The sequence below is a fragment of the Neisseria sp. P0022.S010 genome, assembly GCF_051956635.1.
Genome location: NZ_JBQCXF010000010.1, coordinates 1 through 25720, shown reverse-complemented (window position 1 = coordinate 25720; position 25720 = coordinate 1). Strand labels below are relative to the sequence as shown.

The 25720-nt window shown below is 51.0% G+C and carries 28 protein-coding genes; 15 read left to right on the top strand and 13 right to left on the bottom strand.

Annotated elements, in window-relative coordinates; translation table 11 throughout:
• Nucleotides 1-35 precede the first annotated feature (35 nt).
• From ACTHUT_RS02510 to mutL, 4 genes are all read left to right on the top strand, one after another.
• Nucleotides 36-605: an RNA 2'-phosphotransferase gene (locus ACTHUT_RS02510; RefSeq protein ID WP_440386290.1), complete on the top strand. Its 570-nt coding sequence runs from the start codon at nt 36-38 to the stop codon at nt 603-605.
• A gap of 82 nt (nt 606-687) precedes the next feature.
• A complete protein-coding gene (locus ACTHUT_RS02505) occupies nt 688-1824 on the top strand; it encodes a 5-(carboxyamino)imidazole ribonucleotide synthase (protein WP_440386289.1) in 1137 nt (378 codons plus the stop codon).
• Between the two features lie 72 nt (nt 1825-1896).
• On the top strand, nt 1897-2379 hold the full coding sequence (locus tag ACTHUT_RS02500; RefSeq protein ID WP_003747064.1) for a GNAT family N-acetyltransferase: 483 nt from the start codon (nt 1897-1899) through the stop codon (nt 2377-2379).
• A gap of 36 nt (nt 2380-2415) precedes the next feature.
• The gene (gene mutL, locus ACTHUT_RS02495; protein WP_440386288.1) at nt 2416-4392 is read left to right on the top strand and encodes a DNA mismatch repair endonuclease MutL; all 1977 of its coding nucleotides are present in this window, start codon (nt 2416-2418) and stop codon (nt 4390-4392) included.
• Nucleotides 4393-4449: 57 nt separating this feature from the next.
• Here the strand turns inward: mutL and kdsA are convergent, their stop codons facing one another.
• The 3 genes from kdsA to ACTHUT_RS02480 form a co-directional block, all read right to left on the bottom strand.
• On the bottom strand, nt 4450-5292 hold the full coding sequence (gene kdsA, locus ACTHUT_RS02490) for a 3-deoxy-8-phosphooctulonate synthase (protein ID WP_003747068.1): 843 nt from the start codon (nt 5290-5292) through the stop codon (nt 4450-4452).
• A 74-nt stretch (nt 5293-5366) separates the two neighbouring features.
• Nucleotides 5367-5750 carry an aspartate 1-decarboxylase gene (panD, locus tag ACTHUT_RS02485; protein ID WP_128582724.1) on the bottom strand — a complete coding sequence of 128 codons (384 nt, stop codon included), beginning with the start codon at nt 5748-5750 and terminating at the stop codon, nt 5367-5369.
• Between the two features lie 78 nt (nt 5751-5828).
• Nucleotides 5829-7370, bottom strand: a complete 1542-nt coding sequence (locus ACTHUT_RS02480; RefSeq protein WP_440386287.1) for a YdgA family protein — start codon at nt 7368-7370, stop codon at nt 5829-5831.
• A gap of 175 nt (nt 7371-7545) precedes the next feature.
• Here ACTHUT_RS02480 and ACTHUT_RS02475 point away from each other — a divergent pair, with 175 nt between their 5' ends.
• Together ACTHUT_RS02475 and trpD are read left to right on the top strand one after the other, a co-directional pair.
• Nucleotides 7546-8136 carry an aminodeoxychorismate/anthranilate synthase component II gene (locus ACTHUT_RS02475; protein WP_250615290.1) on the top strand — a complete coding sequence of 197 codons (591 nt, stop codon included), beginning with the start codon at nt 7546-7548 and terminating at the stop codon, nt 8134-8136.
• An 86-nt stretch (nt 8137-8222) separates the two neighbouring features.
• Nucleotides 8223-9251: an anthranilate phosphoribosyltransferase gene (gene trpD, locus ACTHUT_RS02470; RefSeq protein ID WP_107723128.1), complete on the top strand. Its 1029-nt coding sequence runs from the start codon at nt 8223-8225 to the stop codon at nt 9249-9251.
• Nucleotides 9252-9315: 64 nt separating this feature from the next.
• Here the strand turns inward: trpD and ACTHUT_RS02465 are convergent, their stop codons facing one another.
• The 6 genes from ACTHUT_RS02465 to ACTHUT_RS02440 all read right to left on the bottom strand — a co-directional run bounded on the left by ACTHUT_RS02465 (nt 9316) and on the right by ACTHUT_RS02440 (nt 13783).
• On the bottom strand, nt 9316-9633 hold the full coding sequence (locus ACTHUT_RS02465) for a CsbD family protein (RefSeq protein ID WP_371460129.1): 318 nt from the start codon (nt 9631-9633) through the stop codon (nt 9316-9318).
• A gap of 116 nt (nt 9634-9749) precedes the next feature.
• Nucleotides 9750-10316 (bottom strand): SGNH/GDSL hydrolase family protein, encoded by a 567-nt coding sequence (locus ACTHUT_RS02460; RefSeq protein ID WP_070460885.1) that lies wholly within the window; start codon nt 10314-10316, stop codon nt 9750-9752.
• A gap of 122 nt (nt 10317-10438) precedes the next feature.
• Nucleotides 10439-10696 carry a hypothetical protein gene (locus ACTHUT_RS02455; RefSeq protein ID WP_049333330.1) on the bottom strand — a complete coding sequence of 86 codons (258 nt, stop codon included), beginning with the start codon at nt 10694-10696 and terminating at the stop codon, nt 10439-10441.
• A 131-nt stretch (nt 10697-10827) separates the two neighbouring features.
• Nucleotides 10828-11187 (bottom strand): hypothetical protein, encoded by a 360-nt coding sequence (locus ACTHUT_RS02450; protein WP_440386286.1) that lies wholly within the window; start codon nt 11185-11187, stop codon nt 10828-10830.
• Between the two features lie 74 nt (nt 11188-11261).
• Complete coding sequence (locus ACTHUT_RS02445) at nt 11262-13424, bottom strand: heavy metal translocating P-type ATPase (RefSeq protein WP_440386285.1); 2163 nt, start codon at nt 13422-13424, stop codon at nt 11262-11264.
• A 149-nt stretch (nt 13425-13573) separates the two neighbouring features.
• The gene (locus tag ACTHUT_RS02440; RefSeq protein ID WP_049344680.1) at nt 13574-13783 is read right to left on the bottom strand and encodes a heavy-metal-associated domain-containing protein; all 210 of its coding nucleotides are present in this window, start codon (nt 13781-13783) and stop codon (nt 13574-13576) included.
• Between the two features lie 144 nt (nt 13784-13927).
• Here ACTHUT_RS02440 and ACTHUT_RS02435 point away from each other — a divergent pair, with 144 nt between their 5' ends.
• From ACTHUT_RS02435 to ACTHUT_RS02425, 3 genes are all read left to right on the top strand, one after another.
• Nucleotides 13928-15100, top strand: coding sequence for a sugar transporter (locus ACTHUT_RS02435; RefSeq protein WP_440386284.1), 1173 nt, complete (start codon nt 13928-13930; stop codon nt 15098-15100).
• Nucleotides 15101-15293: 193 nt separating this feature from the next.
• Complete coding sequence (locus ACTHUT_RS02430) at nt 15294-16712, top strand: SLC13 family permease (protein ID WP_003747091.1); 1419 nt, start codon at nt 15294-15296, stop codon at nt 16710-16712.
• 115 nt (nt 16713-16827) lie between these two features.
• Complete coding sequence (locus tag ACTHUT_RS02425; RefSeq protein ID WP_003747093.1) at nt 16828-17337, top strand: peptidylprolyl isomerase; 510 nt, start codon at nt 16828-16830, stop codon at nt 17335-17337.
• Nucleotides 17338-17417: 80 nt separating this feature from the next.
• Here the strand turns inward: ACTHUT_RS02425 and ACTHUT_RS02420 are convergent, their stop codons facing one another.
• Nucleotides 17418-17915 carry a YbhB/YbcL family Raf kinase inhibitor-like protein gene (locus ACTHUT_RS02420; protein WP_440386283.1) on the bottom strand — a complete coding sequence of 166 codons (498 nt, stop codon included), beginning with the start codon at nt 17913-17915 and terminating at the stop codon, nt 17418-17420.
• A 186-nt stretch (nt 17916-18101) separates the two neighbouring features.
• Here ACTHUT_RS02420 and ypfJ point away from each other — a divergent pair, with 186 nt between their 5' ends.
• Together ypfJ and ACTHUT_RS02410 are read left to right on the top strand one after the other, a co-directional pair.
• Nucleotides 18102-18944, top strand: a complete 843-nt coding sequence (ypfJ, locus tag ACTHUT_RS02415) for a KPN_02809 family neutral zinc metallopeptidase (protein WP_440386282.1) — start codon at nt 18102-18104, stop codon at nt 18942-18944.
• 121 nt (nt 18945-19065) lie between these two features.
• Nucleotides 19066-20448, top strand: a complete 1383-nt coding sequence (locus tag ACTHUT_RS02410) for a phosphomannomutase/phosphoglucomutase (protein WP_440386281.1) — start codon at nt 19066-19068, stop codon at nt 20446-20448.
• A 105-nt stretch (nt 20449-20553) separates the two neighbouring features.
• Here the strand turns inward: ACTHUT_RS02410 and rpe are convergent, their stop codons facing one another.
• Entirely contained in the window at nt 20554-21234 is a 681-nt protein-coding gene (gene rpe, locus ACTHUT_RS02405) for a ribulose-phosphate 3-epimerase (RefSeq protein ID WP_070608225.1), read from the bottom strand.
• A gap of 277 nt (nt 21235-21511) precedes the next feature.
• Between rpe and ACTHUT_RS02400 the strand changes: the two genes are divergently transcribed.
• Nucleotides 21512-21940, top strand: a complete 429-nt coding sequence (locus ACTHUT_RS02400) for a Spy/CpxP family protein refolding chaperone (protein ID WP_036490577.1) — start codon at nt 21512-21514, stop codon at nt 21938-21940.
• A 65-nt stretch (nt 21941-22005) separates the two neighbouring features.
• Here the strand turns inward: ACTHUT_RS02400 and ACTHUT_RS02395 are convergent, their stop codons facing one another.
• Both ACTHUT_RS02395 and ACTHUT_RS02390 read right to left on the bottom strand, forming a co-directional pair.
• Nucleotides 22006-22872 carry an ATP-binding protein gene (locus ACTHUT_RS02395; RefSeq protein WP_440386280.1) on the bottom strand — a complete coding sequence of 289 codons (867 nt, stop codon included), beginning with the start codon at nt 22870-22872 and terminating at the stop codon, nt 22006-22008.
• Between the two features lie 15 nt (nt 22873-22887).
• Nucleotides 22888-23502, bottom strand: a complete 615-nt coding sequence (locus ACTHUT_RS02390; RefSeq protein ID WP_440386279.1) for a riboflavin synthase subunit alpha — start codon at nt 23500-23502, stop codon at nt 22888-22890.
• 125 nt (nt 23503-23627) lie between these two features.
• On the opposite strand from ACTHUT_RS02390, the gene ACTHUT_RS02385 reads away from it, so the two are divergent.
• From ACTHUT_RS02385 to ACTHUT_RS02375, 3 genes are all read left to right on the top strand, one after another.
• The gene (locus ACTHUT_RS02385; protein ID WP_440386278.1) at nt 23628-24473 is read left to right on the top strand and encodes a 23S rRNA (adenine(2030)-N(6))-methyltransferase RlmJ; all 846 of its coding nucleotides are present in this window, start codon (nt 23628-23630) and stop codon (nt 24471-24473) included.
• A 129-nt stretch (nt 24474-24602) separates the two neighbouring features.
• Complete coding sequence (locus ACTHUT_RS02380) at nt 24603-24956, top strand: hypothetical protein (RefSeq protein WP_440386277.1); 354 nt, start codon at nt 24603-24605, stop codon at nt 24954-24956.
• A 67-nt stretch (nt 24957-25023) separates the two neighbouring features.
• Nucleotides 25024-25720 (top strand): class 1 fructose-bisphosphatase (locus tag ACTHUT_RS02375; protein ID WP_440418668.1); only part of this gene is annotated, 697 nt, incomplete at its 3' end.

The following is a 25720-nucleotide window of genomic DNA, read 5'->3' as shown; positions in this document are numbered from 1 at the left end:
CGGCCTGCGCTCTGAAATGACTAAACAACAAGATTATGATACTCAACGAAAAACAACTAAAATCCATCAGCAAATTTCTCAGCTTTATCTTGCGTCATCATCCCGAGCAAATCGGTATTACTTTGGATAAAGACGGCTGGGTGGATATTGATAGCCTACTGACACAGGCAAACCATCCTGAGCGCGGCTTTACGGGCAATCCGCTGACCTACGAAATATTGTTGGAAGTGGTCGAAAACAACGATAAAAAACGGTTTACCCTTTCTGAAGACGGCAAACGCATCCGCGCGGCGCAAGGTCATTCGACGGCACAAGTTCAGGTCGAACACAAAGTGGCGACGCCTCCTCAGATTTTGTATCACGGTACGGCTGAACGCTCTGTTCCGTCTATTTTGGAGCAAGGCCTGCATTCTGCCTCGCGCCATTTTGTTCATCTGTCTGCCGATGCCGAAACAGCCGTCAAAGTCGGCTCCCGCCACGGCAAGCCGGTTGTATTGACCATCGACACTGTCGCCATGCTTGCGGCAGAACATCAATTTTATCTGGCGGACAACGGCGTATGGTTAACTGAAAACGTTCCGCCGCAATTTATCGGCAAGCTTTAAAACATCAAGCCGTCTGAAGCCATAAACCATGTTCAGACGGCCTGCAAACACCCTACCCAATTTCCTCATAAAGCGATTATCCATGAACACATCCCCCATCCTCCCTCCTGCCATGCTCGGCATCCTCGGCGGCGGACAATTAGGCAGAATGTTTACTGTTGCTGCCAAAACCATGGGCTACAAAGTAACCGTACTCGATCCCGACCCGAACGCGCCGGCAGCGGAATTTGCCGACCGCCATTTGTGCGCACCGTTTGATGATTCGGCCGCTTTGGAAGAATTGGCAAAATGTGCGGCGGTTACGACCGAGTTTGAAAACGTCAATGCCGATGCGATGCGTTTTCTCGCCAAACACACCAATGTTTCCCCCAGCGGCGACTGCGTTGCCATCGCGCAAAACCGCATTCAGGAAAAGGCATGGATACGCAAAGCAGGCCTGCAAACCGCGCCGTATCAAGCAGTTTGCAAAACCGAAGACATCACTGAAGAAAGCGTACAATTTCTGCCCGGCATCTTGAAAACTGCCACTTTGGGCTATGACGGCAAAGGCCAAATCCGCGTTAAAACATTGGATGAACTCAAAGCCGCATTTGCTGAACACGGTGGTGTGGATTGCGTTTTGGAAAAAATGGTGGACTTGCGTGGTGAAATTTCCGTTATCGTATGCCGTCTGAACAATGACAACGTGCAAACCTTCGATCCTGCCGAAAACATTCACGAAAACGGCATCCTCGCCTATTCCATCGTCCCTGCCCGACTGAGTGCCGACATTCAGCAACAGGCGCGGCAGATGGCACAACGTTTGGCCGATGAATTGAACTACGTCGGCGTATTGGCGGTAGAAATGTTTGTTGTCGGCGACACACATGAATTGGTCGTCAACGAAATCGCACCGCGTCCGCACAATTCCGGCCACCACACTATCGATGCCTGCGCGGCAGACCAATTCCAGCAACAGGTCCGCCTGATGTGCAACCTGCCTCCGGCTGACACCAAACTGCTGAGTTCTTGCTGTATGGCGAATATTTTGGGCGACGTTTGGAAAGAAAACGGCGGCGAACCCGAATGGCTGCCGCTGCAAAGCAACCCGAATGCACATCTGCATCTTTACGGTAAAAAAGCCGCGCGCAAAGGCCGAAAAATGGGCCACTTTACCGTCTTGGCCAACGATGCGGACAACGCGTTCCAAACCGCACAAACCTTGCATCAAAGCCTGTAACCTTTCCCACTTTTTTCAGACGGCCTTTGATTGCTAAAGGCCGTCTGAAATCAATTTTTCCGACCATCCGCCATGAGCCTTCTGACCATCCTCCGTCCGGCAACCGAAAAAGACTGCCAAGCCATACACAACGCCCATCTGCATGCCGTTCAATATGCCTGCATCCGCAGTTACGATGAAACCATTATGCACGCATGGGAAAGTCTGCTCGACATCAACAGCTATTTGGAAACCATCTCCGATAAAAACAAAGCCTTGTGGGTGGTCGAATACAAAGGGCTGATTCAAGGCTTCTTCCAAGTCGATTTCAAAGAAGCGCAACTGGATGCCTTATACGTCCATCCGCTCTTCCACAATCTCGGCTTGGGCACGGCCCTGCTCAGCCGCGCCGAAGAAATGGCACGAAATGCAGGCCTCAGCTTTCTCAAACTGTATGCCTCGCTCAATTCCGTGCCTTTCTATCGCCTCAACCGCTACGAATCGCTCGGCACTGCCGTGTTGCAGTTAAACAAAACCGTCCGCGTCGAATGCGAATTGATGCGCAAATACCTGTAATTTCCCCTTCCGCCGTTGCTTTTTTGAAAGAAACCGATGTCCCGAATTGCCGCCCTGCCCGACCATCTTGTCAACCAAATCGCCGCCGGCGAAGTGGTCGAACGCCCTGCCAACGCCTTGAAAGAAATTGTTGAAAACAGTATCGATGCAGGCGCGACAGCGATTGATGTTGAGCTGGCCGGTGGCGGCATCCGCCTGATCCGCGTCAGCGACAACGGCAGCGGTATCCATCCGGACGACATCGAACTCGCGCTCCACCGCCACGCCACCAGCAAAATCAAAACCTTAAACGATTTGGAACACGTTGCCAGCATGGGCTTTCGCGGCGAAGGCTTGGCCAGTATCGCCTCCGTCAGCCGCCTGACCCTGACCAGCCGTCAAGAAGACAGCACGCACGCGACCCAAGTTAAAGCCGAAGACGGCAAACTCAGCAGCCCCACCGCAGCCGCCCACCCCGTCGGCACCACCATCGAAGCTGCCGAACTCTTCTTCAACACCCCCGCGCGGCGCAAGTTCCTCAAATCCGAAAACACCGAATACGCCCACTGCGCCACCATGCTCGAACGCCTCGCGCTGGCGCATCCGCACATTGCCTTCTCACTCAAACGCGACGGCAAACAAGTATTCAAACTTCCTGCACAAAGCCTGCACGAGCGTATTGCTGCCATTGTCGGCGATGATTTTCAGACGGCCTCATTGGAAATTGACAGCGGCAATGGCGCGCTGCGGCTCTATGGCGCGATTGCCAAGCCGACTTTCGCCAAAGGCAAAACCGATAAACAATACTGCTTCGTCAATCATCGTTTTGTTCGCGACAAAGTCATGCTCCATGCCGTCAAGCAGGCATACCGTGACGTATTGCACAACGCACTGACGCCTGCTTTCGTCCTCTTTCTTGACCTGCCGCCCGAAGCCGTTGACGTCAACGTCCACCCGACCAAAACCGAAATCCGCTTCCGCGACAGCCAGCAGGTGCACCAACTCGTGTTCCACACGCTCAACAAAGTCCTTGCCGACACGCGTGCCGACTTGACCGAAAGCGTCAGCAACGCAGGCGAAGTGTTGCATGACATTACCGGCGTTACGCCTGCACCAATGCCGTCTGAAAACGACAGTGAAAATCTGTTTGATGGCGCATCCAACTACCCGACAGGCAACAAATCCGACACACGCAATGCCTTTGGTTCATCAGGCAAAACCGCGCCCATGCCTTACCAAGCCGCACGCTCGCCGCAACAACGCAGCCTGTCCCTGCGCGAAAGCCGCGCGGCCATGAATACTTATGCTGAGCTCTACAAAAAAACCGACGACATAGACCTTGAGTTGAGCCAATTCGAGCAGGCACGTTTCGGCAATATGCCGTCTGAACTCCCTACCCAAAAAACAGATACGCCGCTTTCAGACGGCCTTCCATCACAATCCGAACTGCCGCCGCTCGGCTTTGCCATTGCCCAATTATTAGGCATCTACATCCTTGCCCAAGCCGAAGACAGCCTGTTGCTCATCGATATGCACGCTGCCGCCGAACGCGTCAACTACGAGAAAATGAAACGCCAACGTCAGGAAAACGGCAACCTGCAAAGCCAACGCCTGCTTATTCCCGTAACCTTTGCCGCGTCCCACGAAGAATGCGCCGCCCTCGCCGATCATGCCGAAACGCTGGCAGGCTTCGGGCTGGAATTGTCCGACATGGGCGGCAATACCCTTGCCGTCCGTGCAGTTCCCGCCATGCTCGGCAAAGCCGACGTCGTTTCGCTGGCGAAAGACGTTTTGGGCGAACTCGCCCAAGTCGGCAGCAGCCAAACCATCGAAGAACACGAAAACCACATCCTCGCCACCATGTCCTGCCACGGCTCCGTCCGTGCCGGCCGCCAGCTTACCCTGCCGGAAATGAACGCCCTCCTGCGCGATATGGAAAATACGCCGCGCAGCAACCAGTGTAATCACGGCCGTCCGACTTGGGTCAAACTGACTTTAAAAGAATTGGACGCACTGTTTTTGCGCGGACAGTAATGCCAATAAAAAGGCCGTCTGAAACTGCTTTCAGACGGCCTTTTTATTGATTGACCCTTAACGAATATCCATAGGTGCAAACGATTTCACGGTTTCATCGATTGCTTTAACACGGGTCAGGAAATCTTCCAATTGCGCAAGCGGCAGTGCGCTTGGGCCATCGCATTTGGCTTGGTCGGGATTGGCATGGGATTCGAGGAACAAACCGGCCAATCGGGTTGCCATGCCGGCAAGCGCCAAGTCCAATACTTGGGCGCGACGGCCGCCTGATGCGGCGGCACCGGATTCGCGCGTTTGCAGGGAATGGGTTACGTCAAAAATAACGGGCAGGTTGTGACACGTTTTTTTCATCACGCCAAAACCGAGCATATCGACCACCAAGTTGTCGTAGCCGAAGTTTGCGCCGCGTTCGCACAAAATGATTTGCTCGTTGCCTGCTTCTTGGAATTTCTCCACAATGTTTTTCATTTGAGACGGGCTGAGGAATTGCGGCTTTTTGATGTTGATGACATTGCCGGTTTTCGCCATTGCCACCACCAAATCGGTTTGGCGTGCCAAGAATGCTGGCAGCTGGATGACATCGCAGACTTCGGCAACCGGCTGGCATTGGTAAGGCTCGTGAACGTCGGTAATCACGGGAACGTTAAACTCGCGTTTTACCGCTTGAAAAATCTTCATACCTTCATCCAAACCCACACCGCGGAAAGAGTGGATGGAAGAGCGGTTTGCCTTGTCGAAAGAGGCTTTGAACACGTAAGGGATGCCGAGTTTATCGGTTACTTTAACGTATTGCTCACAGGCTTTCAGCGTAGAGTCGAGGTCTTCAAGGACATTGATGCCGCCGAAAAGGGTAAAGGGCGCATCGTTGCTGACGGTGATGTTGTTGATTTGGATATTCACGGCAAAGCCTTTCAGATAAGTTGAATTTGGGAAACAGGCCGTCTGAAACGTTTCAGACGGCCTTTGTTTGAATATTACAACACGGTGTGCGGCGGCTCATAAGAAATCACGTCGCGGATTTTGTTGTTCTCATCGACGAGGACGACTTTCGGCTCATGCGCTGCAATTTCGGGTTCGGACAACATGACGTAAGACATGATGATCACGACGTCGCCTTTTTGAACCAAACGCGCGGCCGCGCCATTGAGGCAAACAACGCCGCTGCCGCGTTCGCCGGGGATGGTGTAGGTTTCAAGACGTTCGCCGTTGTTATTATTGACGATGGCGACTTTTTCGTTCACGCAAATACCTGCCGCATCCAGCAGGTCTTGGTCAACGGTAATGCTGCCGACGTAGTTGAGGTCGGCTTCGGTAACGGTGGCACGGTGGATTTTGCCGCCGAGCATGGTACGGAACATGGGTTTCCTTTTTGATTGTGGGTTGATTTGCGGTTTTAACTTCAGTGAAGCTAAAACCGCTGTTTGTGTGATTGAGGATTAGTTATTGGGAAAGTCTGATTCGTCAAACTCGGGTTCCGGGTCGCTTTGAAGGACTTTTCCGTTTAATTTCAACTCGCTGTTTTGCAGAGTCAGATGGGTTTTGACATTATCGTCTTCTAAGGTCAAATATTTTTCTCTTGCCATGCTTTTAATGGTGCTGTCTACCATCAGGCGCAAGGTCTCGTTGATATCGTCGATGCTGGCACGGCCTGCGGCTTCATCTTCGGCATTGACGCTAAACAGGCTGCTGGCTTGGTTGACGGCGAGCTGCTCCAACAATTTTTGAGGTACGCTCATGTTGAAGTCAGCTTCGGTTTTCTTCAGCATATCGCCCAGGCTGTTGAGGTCTTTGGCCGTCAAGCCTTTAAAGGCAAGCTTTCCGCTGACATCGACATCACCATTAGGCATGGTAAATTTGAAAGTTTTGACGTTTAAAACCGGATTGTTGGTAAACAGGCCTGAAGCCTCGTTTTTGGCCGTCTGAAGCAAAGAAGCCTGAATTTCCTCTTCGCTCATTTTCTTCACGGACACTTCGGCAATTTTGTTTTTCAATGCCAGAAGTGATGCGGCATCCAAATGCTCGGCAGAGACATTAATATCCAGAGGGCCGTATTTGTCTTCGCCATAGGTCAGGCTTTCAAATTGGAAGCGGCCTTCGCTGTTGATGAATTTATCGACTTCGCCGGTCTGGGTATCGAAACGCAGTTTGTTGACTTCGATTTTAGACGGAGCAATCGTGCCGGTCGGATTGATGAATGCACCGATTTGCAGGTTGGTTACGAGGTTGACCAACTCGTTCAACTTAACGTTGTAATCGATGTTTTCTTTCCATTGCAGCAGGAATTTATCCAGCGTAATGCTGCTCTTGCCCAAAGAAAGTTTGGTCAGGCCGTCTTCTGTTTCGGATTCGAAGCGCAGGTTTTCCAAAGACACATCGCCTTTGTCGGCCAATTTGACTTGCAAAGACGGCGCAAGGTAATCGTGGCGATAGCTTTTGAAGCCTTGGCTGTAATCGGTATTGCCGCTAAAGCCTTTCCAATTGAGCTTGATACCGGAAAGCTCTTCGTAGTCGAAGGCGGGGATATTGAGGCTGAGTTTGCCGTCGCCGGAAAGGTAAACCGTATTGGTCATGGTCAACGGCGTTTGCTGGCCGAAGAAGCGGTCTAAAACTTTTTTGGTTTCCGGATGGTATTGGAACTCGGTTTCCACGTGTGCGCGCGTGCCGAAGCCGCCGGCAAACGGGCCGTGTGTTACGTGGTTGATGACCGTAATCGGCTCTTGCAGGACGGTTTTCAAATTGTCCGGCAGGTATTTTTGCGTATTTTGAAGCAGGGTCGGCTTGAGGCGGATGACGGTCGTCTCGGTCGAACTGAACCAGCCGCGATCGTATTGGTGGGATTCAACGGTCAGGAAACCGGATTCCTGCAACAGCTTTTGTTGCTCGGTCAGGCTTTCTTCCGCTTTGACACCGAGATAGTAAGGCGTGCCGAGCGCAGCGGCGATAACGACGGCGGCAGTCGGGATAAGATACTTTTTCATCACTTCAAACAGATTAGGTTCAAAGCGTAAAGCATAGCATTTTTTAGCTGTTTTGTCTTATCCGCCGTTTCAGACGGCCTTTAGGGGAAGATTGTGATATTATGCAAATATAAACGGTTTTTACACTTTTGGCAGGCCTTACCCTGTCTGCCGAAATGTCATTAAAGGTTTGCAAATGCTTTTATTCATTGATAACTACGACAGCTTCACCTACAACATCGTTCAATACTTTGCCGAACTGGGGCAGGAAGTTTTGGTACGCTGCAACGATGAAATCACCCTCGAAGAAATCGAAGCCCTGAAACCGCAATATCTGGTCATCGGCCCGGGCCCTTGCTCACCGAAAGAAGCAGGCATTTCTGTTGCGGCCATGCAGCACTTTGCTGGCAGGCTGCCCGTCATGGGCGTGTGCCTCGGCCATCAAACCATGGGCGAAGCGTTCGGCGGCAATGTCGTGCGCGCGCAAACAATGATGCACGGCAAAGTCTCCCCCGTTTTCCATCACGGCACAGGCATGTTTAAAGGCCTGCCCAATCCGGTTAACTGCACGCGCTACCACAGCCTGGCCATCGACCGCGCCACCCTGCCCGACTGCCTCGAAATTACCGCATGGACGGAAGACGGAGAAATCATGGGAGTACGCCACAAAGAATATGCTGTCGAAGGCGTACAGTTCCACCCCGAAGCCCTACTGACCGAACACGGCCACGATATGCTGAAAAACTTCTTGGAAGAATTCAAAGACTATCGCCCGCAAAAATCTTAATGAAAGGCCGTCTGAAAGGAGTTTGACAGTGTTCAAACTCCTTTCAGACGGCCTGAATCACATCGGACACGAACAAAGGAACAATCATGATTACCCCTCAACAAGCGATTGAACGCCTCATCAGCAATAACGAACTTTTCTACGATGAAATGACCGACCTCATGCGCCAAATCATGAGCGGCCAAGTTCCGCCCGAGCAAATCGCCGCCATCCTGACCGGCCTGCGGATTAAAGTTGAAACCGTTTCCGAGATTACCGCCGCAGCCAGCGTGATGCGCGAATTTGCCACTAAAGTGCCGCTGGAAAACGCCGATGACTTGGTCGATATTGTCGGCACGGGCGGCGATGGTGCCAAAACTTTCAATATTTCCACGACTTCTATGTTTGTCGCGGCTGCGGCAGGCGCGCAAGTTGCCAAACACGGCGGTCGCTCCGTTTCTTCATCCAGCGGCGCTGCCGATGTCATGGAACAAATGGGCGCCAACCTCAATCTCAACCCCGAACAGGTTGCCCAAAGCATTCAGCAAACCGGCATCGGCTTTATGTTCGCGCCCAACCATCACAGCGCCATGCGCTATGTTGCCCCTGTCCGCCGTTCGCTCGGATTCCGCAGCATCTTCAATATCTTGGGCCCACTGACCAATCCTGCCGGCGCGGCAAACCAACTCTTGGGCGTGTTCCACATCGACTTGTGCGGCATTCTTTCCCGCGTATTGCAACAGCTTGGTTCCAAACATGTTTTGGTTGTGTGCGGCGAAGGCGGTTTGGATGAAATCACGCTGACCGGCAAAACCCGCGTTGCCGAACTGAAAGACGGCAAAATCACCGAATACGATATCAGCCCGGCCGATTTCGGCATGGAAATCCGCCGCAATTTGGACGAAATCAAAGTCGAAAACGCGCAAGAATCCCTGCAAAAAATGAACGAAGTGCTGGATGGCAAAGTCGGTGCCGCACGCGACATCGTCGTCCTCAATGCAGCCGCCGCGCTCTACGCAGGAAATGTGGTCGCATCGCTGGCGGACGGTGTCAAAGCCGCGCAAGAAGCCATCGACTCCGGCAAAGCCAAAGCCAAAAAAGACGAGTTTATCGAATTTGGCAAACAGTTTGCCTAAACTTTAAAACCATAAACAAAGGCCGTCTGAAAAATCTTTCAGACGGCCTTTTATTCTTTAAATATTAAAATTTGCTTTTAATATCATTAATCAAGCCTTCAGCTTTTTCTTTGGCTTCTTCAGCCAAGTGTGCTACTTTCTCTTTGGCTTCACCGGCTAAATGAGCTGCTTTTTCTTTAGCTTCACCTGCAAAGTTTTCTACTTTTTCTTTAGCCTCGCCTGCAAAGTTTTCTGCTTTTTCTTTAGCATCCGCAGCAACTTCTTTTGTCTTACCGACGCCTTGTTGAACTACGCCTTCAGCTTTGAGTTTGGAATCGTCAAGAACTTCGCCGGCTTTCTCTTTTACTTCACCGCTGATTTGATCTAATTTGCCAGTCATCATTTATTCCTTCTTAGTTTCATGTTGATAAGAGTAATCACTATACCCCAATAGATATTGGGTTGCAACTTAAAGTCTGTCTCAATATTAAAAACATAATAAAAATGGATTACGTCAAGTTAGCACAACTGTTTCAATATCGCTTCGGCTACTGCCTCGCCTATCATCTTGCTGCCGAACTCATTGAAATGAAGTCCATCGCACAGCATCACATCGGTCAAATCCTGCTCAAACATCAGACTGTATAAATCATTGACGGTAAAACCATATTGCCTTGCCAAATCCTCCGCCACACGGTTATAGGCCTTCAAGTCGGCCAGATAGCGGCGCGAGGGTTTGACGATATTGTGTACGCTTTCCAAAAACGGCGTACTGCTCGCCCAAATAATTTTTGCCCCTGTCTGTTTCAGATAATCGAAAATTTGAATCAGGTTGCTGCGATAGGTTTTTATATCGGCCACCGGCTCATTACAGCCTTGATTATGGCGGATGTCGTGCAAACCGCAATTGATGTGGATAATGTCTCCCACAGTCGCGCCCTCTGTCCATTGCCTGATATGCTCTAACACATCATGCGACGAACGGCAGTTTTCCGATGGAGAAACAATATCCACCTCAGGCAAAGCGGCGCGCGTGTAAGGCTCCGAAGCAAGCCGAACGGAATCGCCGATTAAGTAAACGGTCATTTTTGTTCTCCTCCCTTTATTTGAATCAACAGCAAGGCCGTCTGAAATATCACTTATATTATTATAAGAGTGCTATTTCAGACGGCCTTAACTTCAGTCAAGTTCTATCGTTAAATCATCAATTAGAGCTGACTGTTTTTATAAAAATCAATTAATTGCTTGGCCTGCAACATGGGCAGCCCAAAACGGTCGCTCACGGCTTTCAAATCCTTCCATTCCTGACCAGTCAGATTCTGCCCAACCCATTTGAGGTTTTCCGGATTGCTTTTGATTTTCTCAAAATACGCCTGCTTGCGTTTCCAGTTACGCGACCACACCAGCAACATGGTAAAAATACATAAAACAATCAATACAATATTGGTAAACAACATCATGTCCATACGACATACTCCCGCTTAAGTCTCGAAATCAGAAAATATGGATTAAAGGCCGTCTGAAAAACAATCTTCAGACCGCCTCAGCTTGAAGCTCAACGTTGCATTTCCTTGGCCAAAACCAACATGCCTGATGTTTACAGGATATCGTCTTCCCGATTGTGTTCGATCATATCGTTTACCGCTTGGGCGAGCCATGCCCAGCAATCGGGGAATTCTTGACGCTGCTCCCAGCCGGGGTCAGCAAAGTCGTGGATAAGCTGGACTATGCCGCCTTTGCCGATTTCGAAGCAAGCAGTGTCATCGCAATCGCTGCGTTTGGCGAAGGGAATCAGTTTTCTATTGGGATAACGCGTTTGCATGCCTTGGTATAGCTTGGCGGCCCAATCGCTATCGAGCAGATGCCAAATATCGAAATCGACTAAATTCAGTTCGACGATTTTTTCAAATGATTCAGGGTATTCAAAGTGGGGAATATCGAGCGTATAGCTTTTCATCGTTTGATTCCTAATTTGAGGCTACCTGAAAAATGAAACTGGGCGTATGGTTTTCAGAGGGCCTTTGCCACGTTTCACTCAATCTTCACCCGCTTCAACCTCAACGCATTGCTCAATACCGAAACCGAGCTTGCCGCCATTGCCGCGCCTGCAATGACAGGGTTTAGAAAGCCGAGCGCGGCAAGCGGGATGCCCAAGATATTGTAGAAGAAGGCGAAAAACAGGTTTTGCTTGATGTTTTTCAAAGTCGCCTGCGATACCAGCAAGGCATCGGCGAGTTGGTTGACCGAATGCTGCATCAGCGTGGCGGACGCGGTGTGTTCGGCAACGTCCGCACCGCCTTTCATCGCGAAGCTGACGTTGGCGGCGGCGAGTGCGGGCGCGTCGTTGATGCCGTCGCCGACCATTGCCACGGTTTTGCCGGCGGCTTTGAGTTTCTGCACTTCGGCAGCTTTATCGCGCGGACTCATATTACCGAAGGCGTGTGCGATGCCCAGTTGTTTGGCGACGTATTCGACCGTGCCTTGGTTGTCGCCGCTCATGATGTAAACGTTGATGCCGTGTTTTTTCAGACGGCCTATGGCTTCGGCGGTATCGGCTTTCAATGCGTCGGCAAGTGCGAATGCGCCGATAGGTTTGTTATCGACCGAGACTGCAACAATGCTTGCAATGTCCCAAACGCCGTCTGAAAACTTCGGCAAGGTCAGTTCGGCAAATTCGGCTTTGCCTGCTTTCACCAAACCCACGCCTTCCACTTCGGCGGTAATGCCTGCACCGACAACGGTTTGCGCGTTTTGTGCGGCGGGAATATCCAAGCCGCGCGCTTGGGCAGCAGAAACGATAGCGCGGGCAAGCGGATGAGCGGCGTTTTGTTCAACGGCGGCGGCGATGCGGTACAAAGCGTCTTCGTCAAAGCCACTGTCGGGAACGCAATAAACGGCAGCAACCTGCGGTTTGCCTTCTGTCAGCGTGCCGGTTTTGTCCAGCACGACGGCATCAACGTGGGCGGCTTCTTCCATTGCCGCCGCGTCTTTAAACCAAATGCCGTGTTTCACTGCTTTGCCCATGCCGACCATAATCGCGGCAGGGGTTGCCAGACCGAGCGCGCACGGGCAGGCAATCACCAAAACGGCAACGGCGTGCATCAGCGCAACCGTCCAATCGCCTTTCACCAGCCAAGTGGCGATAAAAGTCAGAAGCGCGATGCCCACGACGGCAGGCACGAATACCGCCGCCGCTTTATCCGCCACACGCGCAATCGGTGCTTTACTACCTTGTGCTTCAGAGAGCGCATTCATCATGTCGCCGAGCAATGTTTGGCTGCCGAGTTGTGTGGCGCGGTACACCACGCTGCCTTCGGTCATCAACGCACCCGCCAACACTTTGCCGCCCGCTTTTTTCTCTTCGGGGTTGGATTCGCCGGTAAGATGGCTCTCATCCGCCCAACCGCTGCCGCTCTCGATGATGCCGTCGGCGGCAATGCGTTCGCCGTGGTTGGCGCGGATAAGGTCGCCGATTTGCACTTGGTCGATGGGTAGCTGCCGCCATTCGCCTTCGCGCTGCACGTTGACTTGGGTCGGCGTGAGTTTCAGCAGCAGGCCCAAGCTGTTGAGGCTGGATTTTTTGGTGCGGTGTTCCAAAAATTTGCCCAGCGACACAAAACCAATCACCATCACGCCTACTTCAAAATACACGTGTGCCATGCCGTGCGCCGCGTGCGGGCTGAAAAACAACATATAGACGGAATACAGGTAAATCGACACCGTGCCGATGGTAACGAGCACGTCCATATTCGCCAGCCCGCCCTTGATGCTCGCCCACGCGCTTTTGTAAAACGGGATTGCCAGCCAAAGCTGCACCACGCTTGCCAGCGCAAACTGCCACAACGGCGGAATCATCCAATCGTGCCGACCAATCATCATCCCTGCCATGCCGATAAGGAACGGAATATTAATGGCCAGCAAAAGCCACAGCCGCCAGCTTACATGCGCGGTTTCTTCGGGCTGCGGCAGCGCGTCTTCCGTTTTTTCTTTTGCACCATAACCGGTTTTCTCAATGATTTTGGCTATGTCGGCTGCAGAGGTTTTGCTGTCGTCAAACGTAACCTGCGCCTCCTCGCTGGCGAAGTTCACCCCCGCCGATTCGACAAAATCTTTTTTGTTCAACACTTTTTCAATACGCGAAGCGCAGGCCTGACAGGTCATGCCTTCGATTTGGAAACGGACTTTTTGTTGCATGGCAAAGCCTCCTATTGATTGTTTGGCGCGTGTTTTTTGTATTTATGTATTATCAAACGAAAACGACATAATGGCAAAAAGTAAGTTATCAAGAGACAAAGGCCGTCTGAAACGGTTCAGACGGCCTTTATTCAAAATACGCTTGTCGGTTACAAAGCCACGTCGTAGCCACCGTCTTCTACGGCATCAATCAGCGCGTCGGCATCTGTCTTGCTTTCATCGAAAGTAATCACTGCATTTTTGTTTTCCAAGCTGACTTCTGCTTTTTCCACGCCTTCTACGCCTTCCAAAAGACGGGTTACGCTTTTCACGCAGCCGCCGCAGGTCATGCCGTCGATGTTGAGGGTAACAGTTTGCATTTATATTTCCTTTCATTCAAACAAATATGGTTGTCAAATACTTTACTCCTTACGCAAACAGCTTGCAAATTCTTCATTAAGGCCGTCTGAAAAATGCAGATAGGCGTACAATAACGACCTTTGCTTCATCAAACGGACATAATAATGACTTCAACATTCAAACAATGGGTTAGCGTATGCGCGCTGGCGGTGGGTGCGTTTATTTTCAATACCACCGAATACATTCCGATTGCGCTTTTGAGCGACATCGGTCAGAGCTTTGGCAAAGCGGCAACGGAAGTGGGCATGATGATTACGGTGTATGCGTGGATTGTTGCGCTCCTATCGCTGCCGCTGATGCTGATGACGAAAAACATCGAACGGCGCAAATTATTGCTGATGCTGTTTGCACTGTTTGCGCTGTTTCACGCGCTGTCGTTCTTTTCTTGGAACTTCAACATCCTCTTGGTCAGCCGTATCGGGATTGCGCTGACACACGCGGTCTTTTGGTCGATTACGGCTTCTTTGGCGGTACGGCTTGCGCCCACCGGCAAAACCAATCAGGCTTTGGGCTTGCTCAGTACGGGTACGGTTTTGGCGATGGTGTTGGGTATACCGTTGGGACGCGTGGTCGGACAATATTTCAGCTGGCAGCTCAGCTTCCTACTGATCGGGGTCTGCGCTGCCGGCGTAATGCTGGTGTTGTCCAAAAACCTACCTGCTTTACCCAGCCAGAATACCGGTTCTTTAAGCAGCCTGCCGAGTTTGTTCAAACGCCGCAACCTGATGTTGCTCTATGCCATGACGGTATTGATTATTACGGCACATTTCACGGCATACAGCTATATCGAGCCTTTCGTTTTGCAAATCGGCCACTTTAAAGCCGAACAAGTAACAATAGTCTTGAGCCTGTACGGTTTGGCAGGATTTGCCGCGTCTTATCTGTTCGGCAAATGGTTTGCCAAAGCGCAACGTTTGTTTATGCTCGGCGCAGTGGCGGTCATCCTGCTCTCCGCCCTGCTGCTTCTGCCGCTTGCCTCTTTCCCGTATGCGGTATATGCGCTGGTGTTTATTTGGGGCGTAGCCATCGTCATCGTCAGCTTGGGCATGGTCTCCAAAGTATTGACGTTTGCTTCCGATGCGACAGATGTGGCCAACTCGATTTATTCAGGTTTGTACAATGTCGGTATCGGCGGTGGTGCGCTTTTGGGGCATTACGTGACCACTTGGTTCGGCCTTTCCAATATCGGCATTGCAGGCGCACTCTTGGCTGCAGCCGCTTTGGCCGTGTGCAGCCTACTGGTTAAAGCACAAGCCAACCCGACACAAAACGTTTAAAATCCAATCACTTTCCTAATCGAACGGACAAACAGCCCTCCTGCTGCTTGTCCGTTTTTTATTTTATTTTAAAAAATAATTTACAATTTATTTACACTACATTAAATTACAAATATACTGTCGCTGTCAGGCCGTCTGAAAACGGCTGGCACAAGCGTAAAAGAAAAACCAGCAAACTTCAGAGGAACATTCTATGGATCTGCACGCAAAGGACAAAACCCAGCACCCGGAAAACGTCGAGCTGCTCAGTGCACAAAAGCCGATTACCGACTTTAAAGGCCTGCTGACCACCATCATCTCCGCCGTCGTCTGTTTCGGCATTTACAGCGTCCTTCCCTACAGCCCTGACGCCAACAAAGGCATTGCGCTGTTGATTTTCGTTGCCGCGCTTTGGTTTACCGAAGCCGTCCACATCACGGTAACCGCATTGATGGTGCCGATTCTCGCCGTCGTACTCGGCTTCCCCGACATGGACATCAAAAAGGCGATGGCGGGCTTTGCCGATCCGACGATTTACATCTTCTTCGGCGGCTTCGCGCTTGCCACAGCCCTGCACATGCAGCGCCTCGACCGTAAAATCGCCGTCAGCCTGTTGCGCCTGTCGCGCGGCAATATGAAAGTGGCCGTGTTGATGCTGTTTGCCGTTACCGCCTTCCTGTCCATGTGGATCAGCAATACCGCGACCGCCGCCATGATGCTGCCTTTGGCAATGGGTATGATGAGCCACCTCGACCAAGAAAAAGAACGCAAAACCTACGTTTTCGTCCTGCTCGGTATCGCCTACTGCGCCAGTATCGGCGGCTTGGGTACCGTGGTCGGTTCTCCGCCGAACATGATTGCTGCCAAAGCCCTGAACTTGGACTTTGTCGGCTGGATGAAGCTCGGCCTGCCGATGATGCTGTTGATTCTGCCGTTAATGCTGTTCTCCATGTACGTCATCCTCAAACCTAATTTGAACGAACGCGTGGAAGTTAAAGAGGAATCTATCCCTTGGACGCTGCACCGTGTGATCGCATTGTTGATTTTCTTGGCTGCCGCCGTTGCTTGGGTATTCAGCTCCAAAATCAAAGCTGCATTCGGTATTTCCAACCCCGACACTGTCATCGCCCTGATTGCCGCCGTTGCCGTCGTCGTATTCGGCGTGGCGCAATGGAAAGAAGTCGCGCGCAATACCGACTGGGGTGTATTGATGCTCTTCGGCGGCGGTATCAGCTTGAGCGCGTTGCTGCAATCTTCCGGCGCGTCCGAAGCATTGGGTCAACAGGTTGCTTCCACCTTCTCCCACTCTCCTGCATTGCTGGTGATTTTCGTGGTTGCCGCCTTCATTATCTTCCTGACCGAGTTCACCAGTAACACCGCCTCCGCCGCGCTGCTCGTGCCTATTTTTGCCAGCATCGCCACACAAATGGGGCTGCCCGAACAAGTCTTGGTATTCGTCATCGGCATCGGCGCGTCTTGCGCGTTCATGCTGCCGGTTGCTACGCCGCCTAACGCGATTGTGTTCGGTACGGGCTTGATTAAACAACGCGAAATGATGAACGTCGGCTTATTGCTGAACGTCCTCTGTATCGTATTGGTTGCGCTGTGGGCTTATTTCGTCCTGATGCCGTAAACCCGTAAACATAGTCGAGGCCGTCTGAAAGAATATTTTTCAGACGGCCTTGAAGTTTGTCGTTCAGACACAATTTAACGAATGATTAAAACCGGATTCTAACGAAAGGAAACCCATGATTATCCTGCACACCAACAAAGGCGACATCAAAATCGAACTTGATTTCGACAAAGCCCCCGTTACAGCTAAAAACTTCGAGCAATACGTTAAAGACGGCTTCTACGACGGCGTAATCTTCCACCGCGTCATCAAAGGCTTCATGATTCAAGGCGGCGGCATGGATGAAAACATGAACGAAAAAGAAACCCGCGATCCGATTCAAAACGAAGCGTCCAACGGTTTGCCTAACGAAAAATACACCATCGCCATGGCGCGTACTTCCGATCCGCACTCTGCCAGCGCACAATTCTTCATCAACACCGCCGACAACGCCTTCCTGAACTTCCGTTCTAAAGAACTGTACGGCAAAACCGTCGTCCAAGACTGGGGCTACGCCGTATTCGGTAAAGTCGTTGACGGTTTTGACGTGGTTGATGCCATCGAAGGCGTTTCTACCAAACGCCACGGCTACCACGACGATGTACCGACCGAGCCTGTCATCATCACCAAAGCCGAAGTGGTTTAATTGATTTGATTTCCCATAAAAACAGCCTGTCCGAATTCAAAACGGACAGGCTGTTTTTCAATCGTTAATGACGCATACCTTCACACATCATAAGTACCGACCACACATGCCGAATCCAACACATGGCCCTGCATGGCAAAATGCAGCTCATTAAAGCGGAAACCGCGCGGCAAATCCAAAACAGTGTCCAGCGCGTACACAATCAGCTCGTAACGATGGCGGTTGTTCGGTGGCGCCATACCGCCATAAAACGAAGCCTCTTCGATTTCAAATTTACCCAACGCGCTCGCCCAAGTGTTCGCGCCTTGCGTGAAATCCGTTGCAGAAATGCTTTCATTTTCTGCCACGGAAGTACGTTTCAAATCCGAAATCAACCAATGCGTCCATACGAAACCCGATGCTGAAATGGCATCTTTGTCTTCCAACACCACGGCAAACGATTTTGTTCCCTCCGGCGCATCTTCAATCTCAAAAGGAATCGAATAAGAAGGCATACCATTCGGGCTGAACTGGCTGCCGCGCTTGCCGTATTTGTCTTCAAATTCGCCGTTGACAATAGCTTTACTGCTGACTTTCATCTTATATCTCCCAATAGTAGGTTGGCTCATTCTAACAAACCCCAAGGCCGTCTGAAAGATACTGCCGTTTTCACTTTCCCGATGTCGCATTTTCAGACGACCTCAAGCAATATTCGCAATTCGATCAAACACATTTGACATTCCATAGTATAATCCGCCGCATGAAAACTACACAGGATGCGCATTATGGATTGGAAAGGCCGTGAACAAAGCCAAAACGTCGAAGATCGCCGCGGAAGCCGTGGCGGCGGCGGTGGCGGCAAAACGCCAAGCATACTCGGCATTATCGTGGTTTTGGTCGGCGCATATTACGGCGTGGATTTGAGCGGTTTGGTTGGCGGCTCATCTTCGATGGGCATTCCTACCCAGCAAGCTACCCGACTCGACAGCCAACAAGAAGCCGAATTGAACGAAATGTCCCGTGTCGTCCTTGCCGAGACGGAAAAAGCATGGAGCAAATATTTCCAACAACACGGCCAACGCTACACACCGACAACCATGGTGTTGTATGAAGGCGGTACATCCACCGCCTGCGGTACAGGCCAATCTACCATGGGTCCATTTTACTGCCCGGGCGACCAAAAAGTTTATTTGGATTTGAGTTTCTACGAAGACATGCGCACCAAGCTCGAATCCGCCAGCGATGCCGCGTTTGCATACGTTATTGCCCATGAAGTCGGCCATCACGTTCAAAACCTGCTCGGCATTCTGCCTAAAGTCCACAAAATGCAACAGCAAGTCGGCAAAAAAGAGGCCAATGCCCTTTCCGTCAAACTCGAATTGCAGGCCGACTGTTTCACCGGCATTTGGGGACACTACGCCGTCAACAACAATATCTTCAAAGCCGAAGACATTCAAAAAGCCATGCTGGCCGCCGAATCCGTCGGCGACGACCGCTTGCAGAAACAAGCTCAGGGCTATGTCGTTCCCGACAGCTTTACCCATGGCTCGTCTGAAGCGCGCATGACTTGGCTCAAGCGCGGTTTGGAAAGCGGCGACATCAACCAGTGCAACACTTTCAACAATTGATTCGTCCAAACAACACTGTTCTTTGATGTAACGACAAAAGGCCGTCTGATTTTTTCAGACGGCCTTTTAGCCGTGTTAGAATAAGCCTCATTATTTCCCCTTAAATTTAAAGGAAATCCACATGGCAAATATCGCCCGCGACATTTTCAAAGCCTACGACATCCGAGGCATCGTCGACAAAACCCTGACCGATGAAGCAGCCTATTTAATCGGCAAAGCCATTGCCACCAAAGCCTCCGAAAAAGGCATTACCCGTATCGCACTCGGCCGCGACGGACGCTTGAGCGGCCCCGGCCTGATGGCGCAGATTCAACGCGGTTTCACAGACAGCGGCATCGACGTCCTCAACGTCGGCATGGTTGCCACCCCTATGCTCTACTTCGCGGCCATCAACGAATGTGGCGGCAGCGGTGTGATGATTACCGGCAGCCACAATCCGCCCGATTACAACGGTTTCAAAATGATGCTCGGTGGCGACACGCTCGCAGGAGAAGCCATTCAAGAACTTTTAGCCATTGTTGAAAAAGACGGTTTTGTTGCCGCCGACAAACAAGGCAGCGTAACCGAAAAAGACATCTCTGGCGAATACCACAACAACATCGTCGGCCACATCAAGCTCAAACGCCCGATGAAAATCGCCATCGACGCGGGCAACGGTGTCGGCGGCGCATTCGCGGGCAAACTCTACAAAGGCTTGGGCAACGAAGTAACCGAACTTTTCTGCGAAGTGGACGGCAACTTCCCTAATCACCACCCCGACCCTTCCAAACCGAAAAACCTGCAAGACCTCATTGTCGAACTCAAAAACGGCGATGCCGAAATCGGCTTGGCATTTGACGGCGATGCCGACCGCTTGGGCGTGGTCACCAAAGACGGCAACATCATCTATCCGGACCGCCAACTGATGCTTTTCGCGCAAGACGTGTTGAGCCGCAATCCTAAAGCCAAAGTGATTTTCGACGTCAAATCCACCCGCCTACTCGCGCCTTGGATTAAAGAACACGGCGGTGATCCTGTCATGGAGAAAACCGGCCACAGCTTCATCAAATCCACCATGAAAAAGACCGGCGCACTGGTTGCCGGCGAAATGAGCGGACACATCTTCTTTAAAGAACGCTGGTTCGGCTTCGACGACGGTATGTATGCCGGCGCACGCCTCTTAGAAATCCTGTCTGCCTTCGACAATCCGTCCGAAGTATTGAACAAGCTGCCACAAAGCATTTCCACTCCGGAACTCAACATCGACCTGCCCGAAGGCAGCAACGGCCACAAAGTGATTGAAGAGCTGGCTGCCAATGCCAAGTTTGAAGGTGCGACCGAAATCATCACCATCGACGGCTTGCGCGTTGAATTACCTGACGGCTTCGGCCTGATGCGTGCTTCCAATACCACACCGATTTTGGTATTGCGTTTTGAAGCGGATACACAAGAAGCGATTGAGCGTATTCAAAACCAATTCAAAGCAGTCATTGAAAGCAATCCTGCATTGAAATGGCCGCTGTAAGGGTTTAGGCTAAAACAAAAGGCCGTCTGAAAATTATTTCAGACGGCCTTTAATATTCAATATTGTTATTCCAAAGTTTAAAAAACCAAGAGTATCCCTGCTTTGTTATCCGACTTGCGCCAACTGTTGACGCATTTCATCGATAACGGCTTTGTAATCCGGTTTGCCAAAAATCGCCGAACCGGCGACAAACGTATCCGCACCTGCCGCCGCAATTTCAGCAATATTGTCTGTCTTCACGCCGCCATCGACTTCCAATGCGATATGGCGGCTGCTTTGCCGTTCATACTCGTCCAACATCTCGCGCACTTTGCGGATTTTCACCAGCGTATTCGGAATAAAGCTTTGCCCGCCAAAGCCCGGGTTGACCGACATCAGCAATACCATATCCAGTTTGTCCAAAACGTTTTCCAGAATATTGACTGGCGTAGCAGGATTCAATACCAAACCGGCCTGACAGCCGTATTCTTTAATCAAACCCAAGCTGCGATCGACATGGCGGCTGGCTTCCGGATGAAAGGTAATGATATTGGCACCGGCTTTTGCAAACGCATGAATTAAATCGTCCACCGGCTCAACCATCAAATGCACATCGACCGGCACGGTTGCATACGGTTTCAAAGCCGCGCAAACCATAGGGCCGAAAGTCAGATTCGGCACGTAATGATTGTCCATTACATCAAAATGAATCAAATCCGCACCCGCGCGGATAACTTCGGCTACCTCTTCGCCCAAACGGGCAAAATCGGCAGACAAAATACTGGGGGCGATACGGTAGTCGGTCATGTTTGTTCTCCTAAAGTGTGTTCCTTTGTCATTATCGCATTTTTGCCCCTATGTTGTATGCTGCCGACAACGTCTCTACTGTCATTTTTATGAATTTACATTTCACATACATTAATGAAACTTAAAATTAAATTGTAAGGCTTTGAAAATAAATTATTTGAATACATACACGTGCAGAAAAATCTAACATCATTAACAAAAGTTAACTGCTTTGATACTGCCTTTCACACGCTAATCGGTTATATTTCCAAACCTGATGAAACATTAGGAAAACACCGTGTCTGTCGCACTTTCCCGCTATCCGACTTTTACTTTCTTAGCACTCGCCCTACTCTGTTCCAGTCTGCCTGCACATGCCGGTCCGTTTCTGGCCACTTTGGACGACTTCCATCCGAATTGCGACATCCGACAGCTCAATTTATCCGCCGACCAACACGCCGCCCTGCGCCGCTTGCGTACCGACTTCAAACAAATCAACGATAAAGCCTACCGCAAAACCGTACGCTCCGACCGCAACCGCCGTCAAACCATCATCAAAATTCTCTCCGGCGACTCATTCGATTCAAACGCCGCCCGCGACTATGTTGAAAGCCGCTACCTCTCCAGCATGGACTATGCGGTGGATGAAATGGAAATCCAATACCGCCTCTATCATCTGCTCAATCCGCGCCAACGCCAACAATGGTTGTCTTCATGTTTGCGCTAATGGATAAATAAAAATACAAAAGGCCGTCTGAAACCATATTCAGACGGCCTTTGCTTTTTTCAGCCTTAATCTAGCACTCTTTCTTCCGGCAAGCGTCCTGCCCAGTCGCAGGCAAACTGCCACGCCGAGCGGCCTGAACGGCTGCCGCGCATTTGCGCCCATTGCAACGCGGCTTGGCGCGCGGTATCGTCAAAAGGCACATTGAAATCGTCCAACCAGTTGGCTACGGCGGTCAAATAATCGTTTTGGTCGAAAGGATAAAAACTCAGCCATAAGCCGAAGCGGTCGGAAAGGGAAATTTTCTCCTCGACGGCTTCCTTCTGATGGATTTCACCGCGAATCCCTGTAGTACCAATGTTTTCATCCATATATTCGGGAATCAGGTGGCGGCGGTTGGAAGTGGCATAAACCAAAACATTAGCGCAACGTTGCGACAGTCCGCCATCCAAAGCGGTTTTCAAGGCTTTATAGGTTTCATCGCCGGTTTCAAACGACAAATCATCGCAGAAGACGATAAATTTCTCGGGACGTTCGGACAACAGTGTCAACGAAGCCGGCAAGCTGACCAAATCGCTTTTGTCCACTTCAATCAGTCGCAGGCCGCGTTCGGCGTATTCGTGCAACAACGCTTTAACCAAGGAAGATTTACCCGTACCTCGTGCGCCGGTCATCAAGACATTATTGGCCGGACGGCCTGCCAAAAATTGCTCGGTATTGCGTTTCAGCCTGTCGGTTTGCGAACCGACTGCTGCCAATCGGCTCAAAGGAAACGTATGAGGACGCGGCAGGCTTTCTAAAATGCCTTTTTTGCCCACGCTGTGCCAACGGTAGGCAAGTGCCTGCCAATCGGTTTTTCCCGGCTCGTCAGGTAGGATTAAATCCAAACGGTTTAAAACGGAATAGGCTTTTTTTAAAAATTCGGATAATTTCATTTTTACTTTCTTCTTTCAGACGGCCTTTTGCGCCAACACACGCATCACGGTATCGACAACGGCTTGGGTTTGCGGATCGATTTCAATATTGATGAGGTCGCCTTCTTTACGGCTGCCAAACAGGGTGCGCTCCAAAGTCTCCGGAATCAGGTGTACGCAAAATTCGCTGTCGCCGACTTCGCCTATGGTCAGGCTGCAACCGTCCAAACCGACAAAGCCTTTGGTCAGGATATAGGGCTTGAGGTTTTCCGGCAGCTCAAACCAAACGGTACGGTTGAACTCGCTGGATTCGATACGGGAAATTCGGGTAATCGCCATCACATGGCCGCTCATCACATGACCGCCGATTTCATCGCCAAACCGTGCCGCACGTTCCAAATTGACACGGTCGCCGACTTTCAAGCTGCCGAGATTGGTTTTGCGTAAGGTTTCGTCCATCAAATCAAAGCTGACTTTGTTGCCGTCGATTCGGGTAATGGTCAGGCAGCAGCCGTTGTTGGCGACAGAGGCGCCGGTTTGCAGATTGTCGGCGATTTCGGGGGGCAGCTCGACAGTGTGGGTACGAAAGTCGGGCGAAGGTTGAGCGATGTCTGTAATTTTGCCCATGCCTTGTACGATGCCTGTAAACATGATGTCTTCTTTCCGATGGTACGATAAGGCGGATATTGTAGCATTTTCCAGGCACAAAGGCCGTCTGAAAGCGGTGGTGGCGATGGTTTGGGGTATAATCGGATTTTTATTTCCGCCGCCCGATCATGCTCAGCTACCGCCACGCCTTCCATGCCGGCAACCATGCCGATATGCTCAAGCACTTTACCCTCTTCCTTGTCCTCGAATATTTCAACCGCAAAGACAAGCCTTATTGGTATATCGATACGCACAGCGGTGCCGGTTTGTATGATTTGGGCGGCGACGAAGCGCAAAAAGTTGGCGAATACAAACAAGGCATTGCGCTCTTGGAACAAGCTGACAAGCTGCCTGCCGAATTGGCCGAATTTATAGGCCGTCTGAAACAAATCCTGCCGCAAGACAACCTTTACTGCGGCTCGCCTTGGCTGGCACAGGCGCTCACGCGCGACAGCGACAAAATGCGCCTCTTTGAGCTGCATCCTGCCGATTTTGTCCATTTGCAAAACAATATGCGCGAAATCCGTCCGCCGCGCAAAGTGCAAGTCAGCCAAGCAGACGGTTATCAAGGCCTGATTTCGCTCTTGCCTCCCCCGCCCCGCCGCGCCGCCGTCTTGATTGATCCGCCCTACGAAGAAAAACAAGACTACCGCCGTGTCGTCCAAGTTTTGAAAGATGCTTTAAAACGCTTTGAAACCGGCTGCTACATGGTTTGGTATCCCTGCTTGAGCCGCGAAGAAAGCCGCAAACTGCCGGACGAACTCAAAAAAATCGCTCCCGACAATTATCTGCACGCCGAGCTTCATGTCCATACGCCGCGCAGCGACGGCTTCGGCATGCACGGCAGCGGCATGTTCATCATCAACCCGCCCTATATGCTTGCCGAACAGTTGCAAAACAATCTGCCCGAGCTTTCCAAAATTCTGGCGCAAGATGCCGGCGCGCATTATGTATTGGAAAGCAAAACGAAATAAACGTTGCCGTCTGAACGCATACCCAAGCGCTTCGATTTTGCCGCCATACCTGTTCAGACGGCCTTAACCCTTTATACTTAAGCCTTTTTCCACTACAATTCACAACATAACAATTAACGGACGTCACTCATGAATATACGCACACCCCTAGCCTGCACGCTCCTGCTCTGTGCGTGCAGCGAATCAGTAAAAAACGAATTTAAAGAAGAATTTACCCAAAGTTTCCGCACCGAATTTATCCGTTCGGCGACCGAAGCCTGCGTGGAAAAAGCCTCCGGAAAAAGCCCGTTTGATTCCGCGACCACTGAAAAAATCTGCCGCTGCATCGGCGAAAAAACAGTCGACCAAATCAATCCTGAAGAAGCGACCTCGCTTTTGGGCGGCAGCAACACCATGAGCGACGAGCTGAAAAAACGCATCAAAGACACCAGCATCGCCTGCACTAAAGAAGTTTTAGGCATGGCCGACAGCAAAACCAAATGAACACGCCGTTTTCAGACGGCCTGAAATTGAAAAATATTCGATTCAAACTTAGGAAAAGAGTGAAACCATGAAGACATTGAACCAATTCTTAGCCCAACACCTGCCCGAACACAAACTGCCGCAGGAGCTGGCCGGCGTACTGGAATCCGTAGCCGCCGCCTGTTTGGACATCAACGCCAAAGTCCGCCTCGGCGCGCTTTCCGGCGTTTTAGGCATGGCCGGTACCGGCAACATCCAAGGCGAAGACCAAAAGAAACTGGACGTCATCGCCAACAACATCATGATTGATGTTTTAAAAGCCAATGCCAACATCGCAGGCCTTGCCAGCGAAGAAGAAGACACCTATGTCGCTACACACGAAAACGGCGGCTATTTGGTATTGTTTGACCCACTGGACGGCTCTTCCAATATCGACGTCAACATCTCCGTCGGCACAATTTTCTCCATTTTGGCGAAACCAGAAGGCACATTGACTACCGAGTCCTTCCTGCAAAAAGGCCGCGACCAAGTGGCTGCAGGTTATGTTTTATACGGTCCGCAAACCCAACTGGTACTGACTGTCGGTCACGGCGTATTCGTCTTCACTCTGGACGATGCCAACCAATTCCTGCTGACCAAAGAAAATCCGCGCGTTCCCGAATCCACTAAAGAATTCGCCATCAATATGTCCAACCAAAGACATTGGTTCGCCCCTGTTCAACAATACATTGACGAATTGCTGGCAGGCGAAACCGGCGTACGCGGCAAAAACTACAATATGCGCT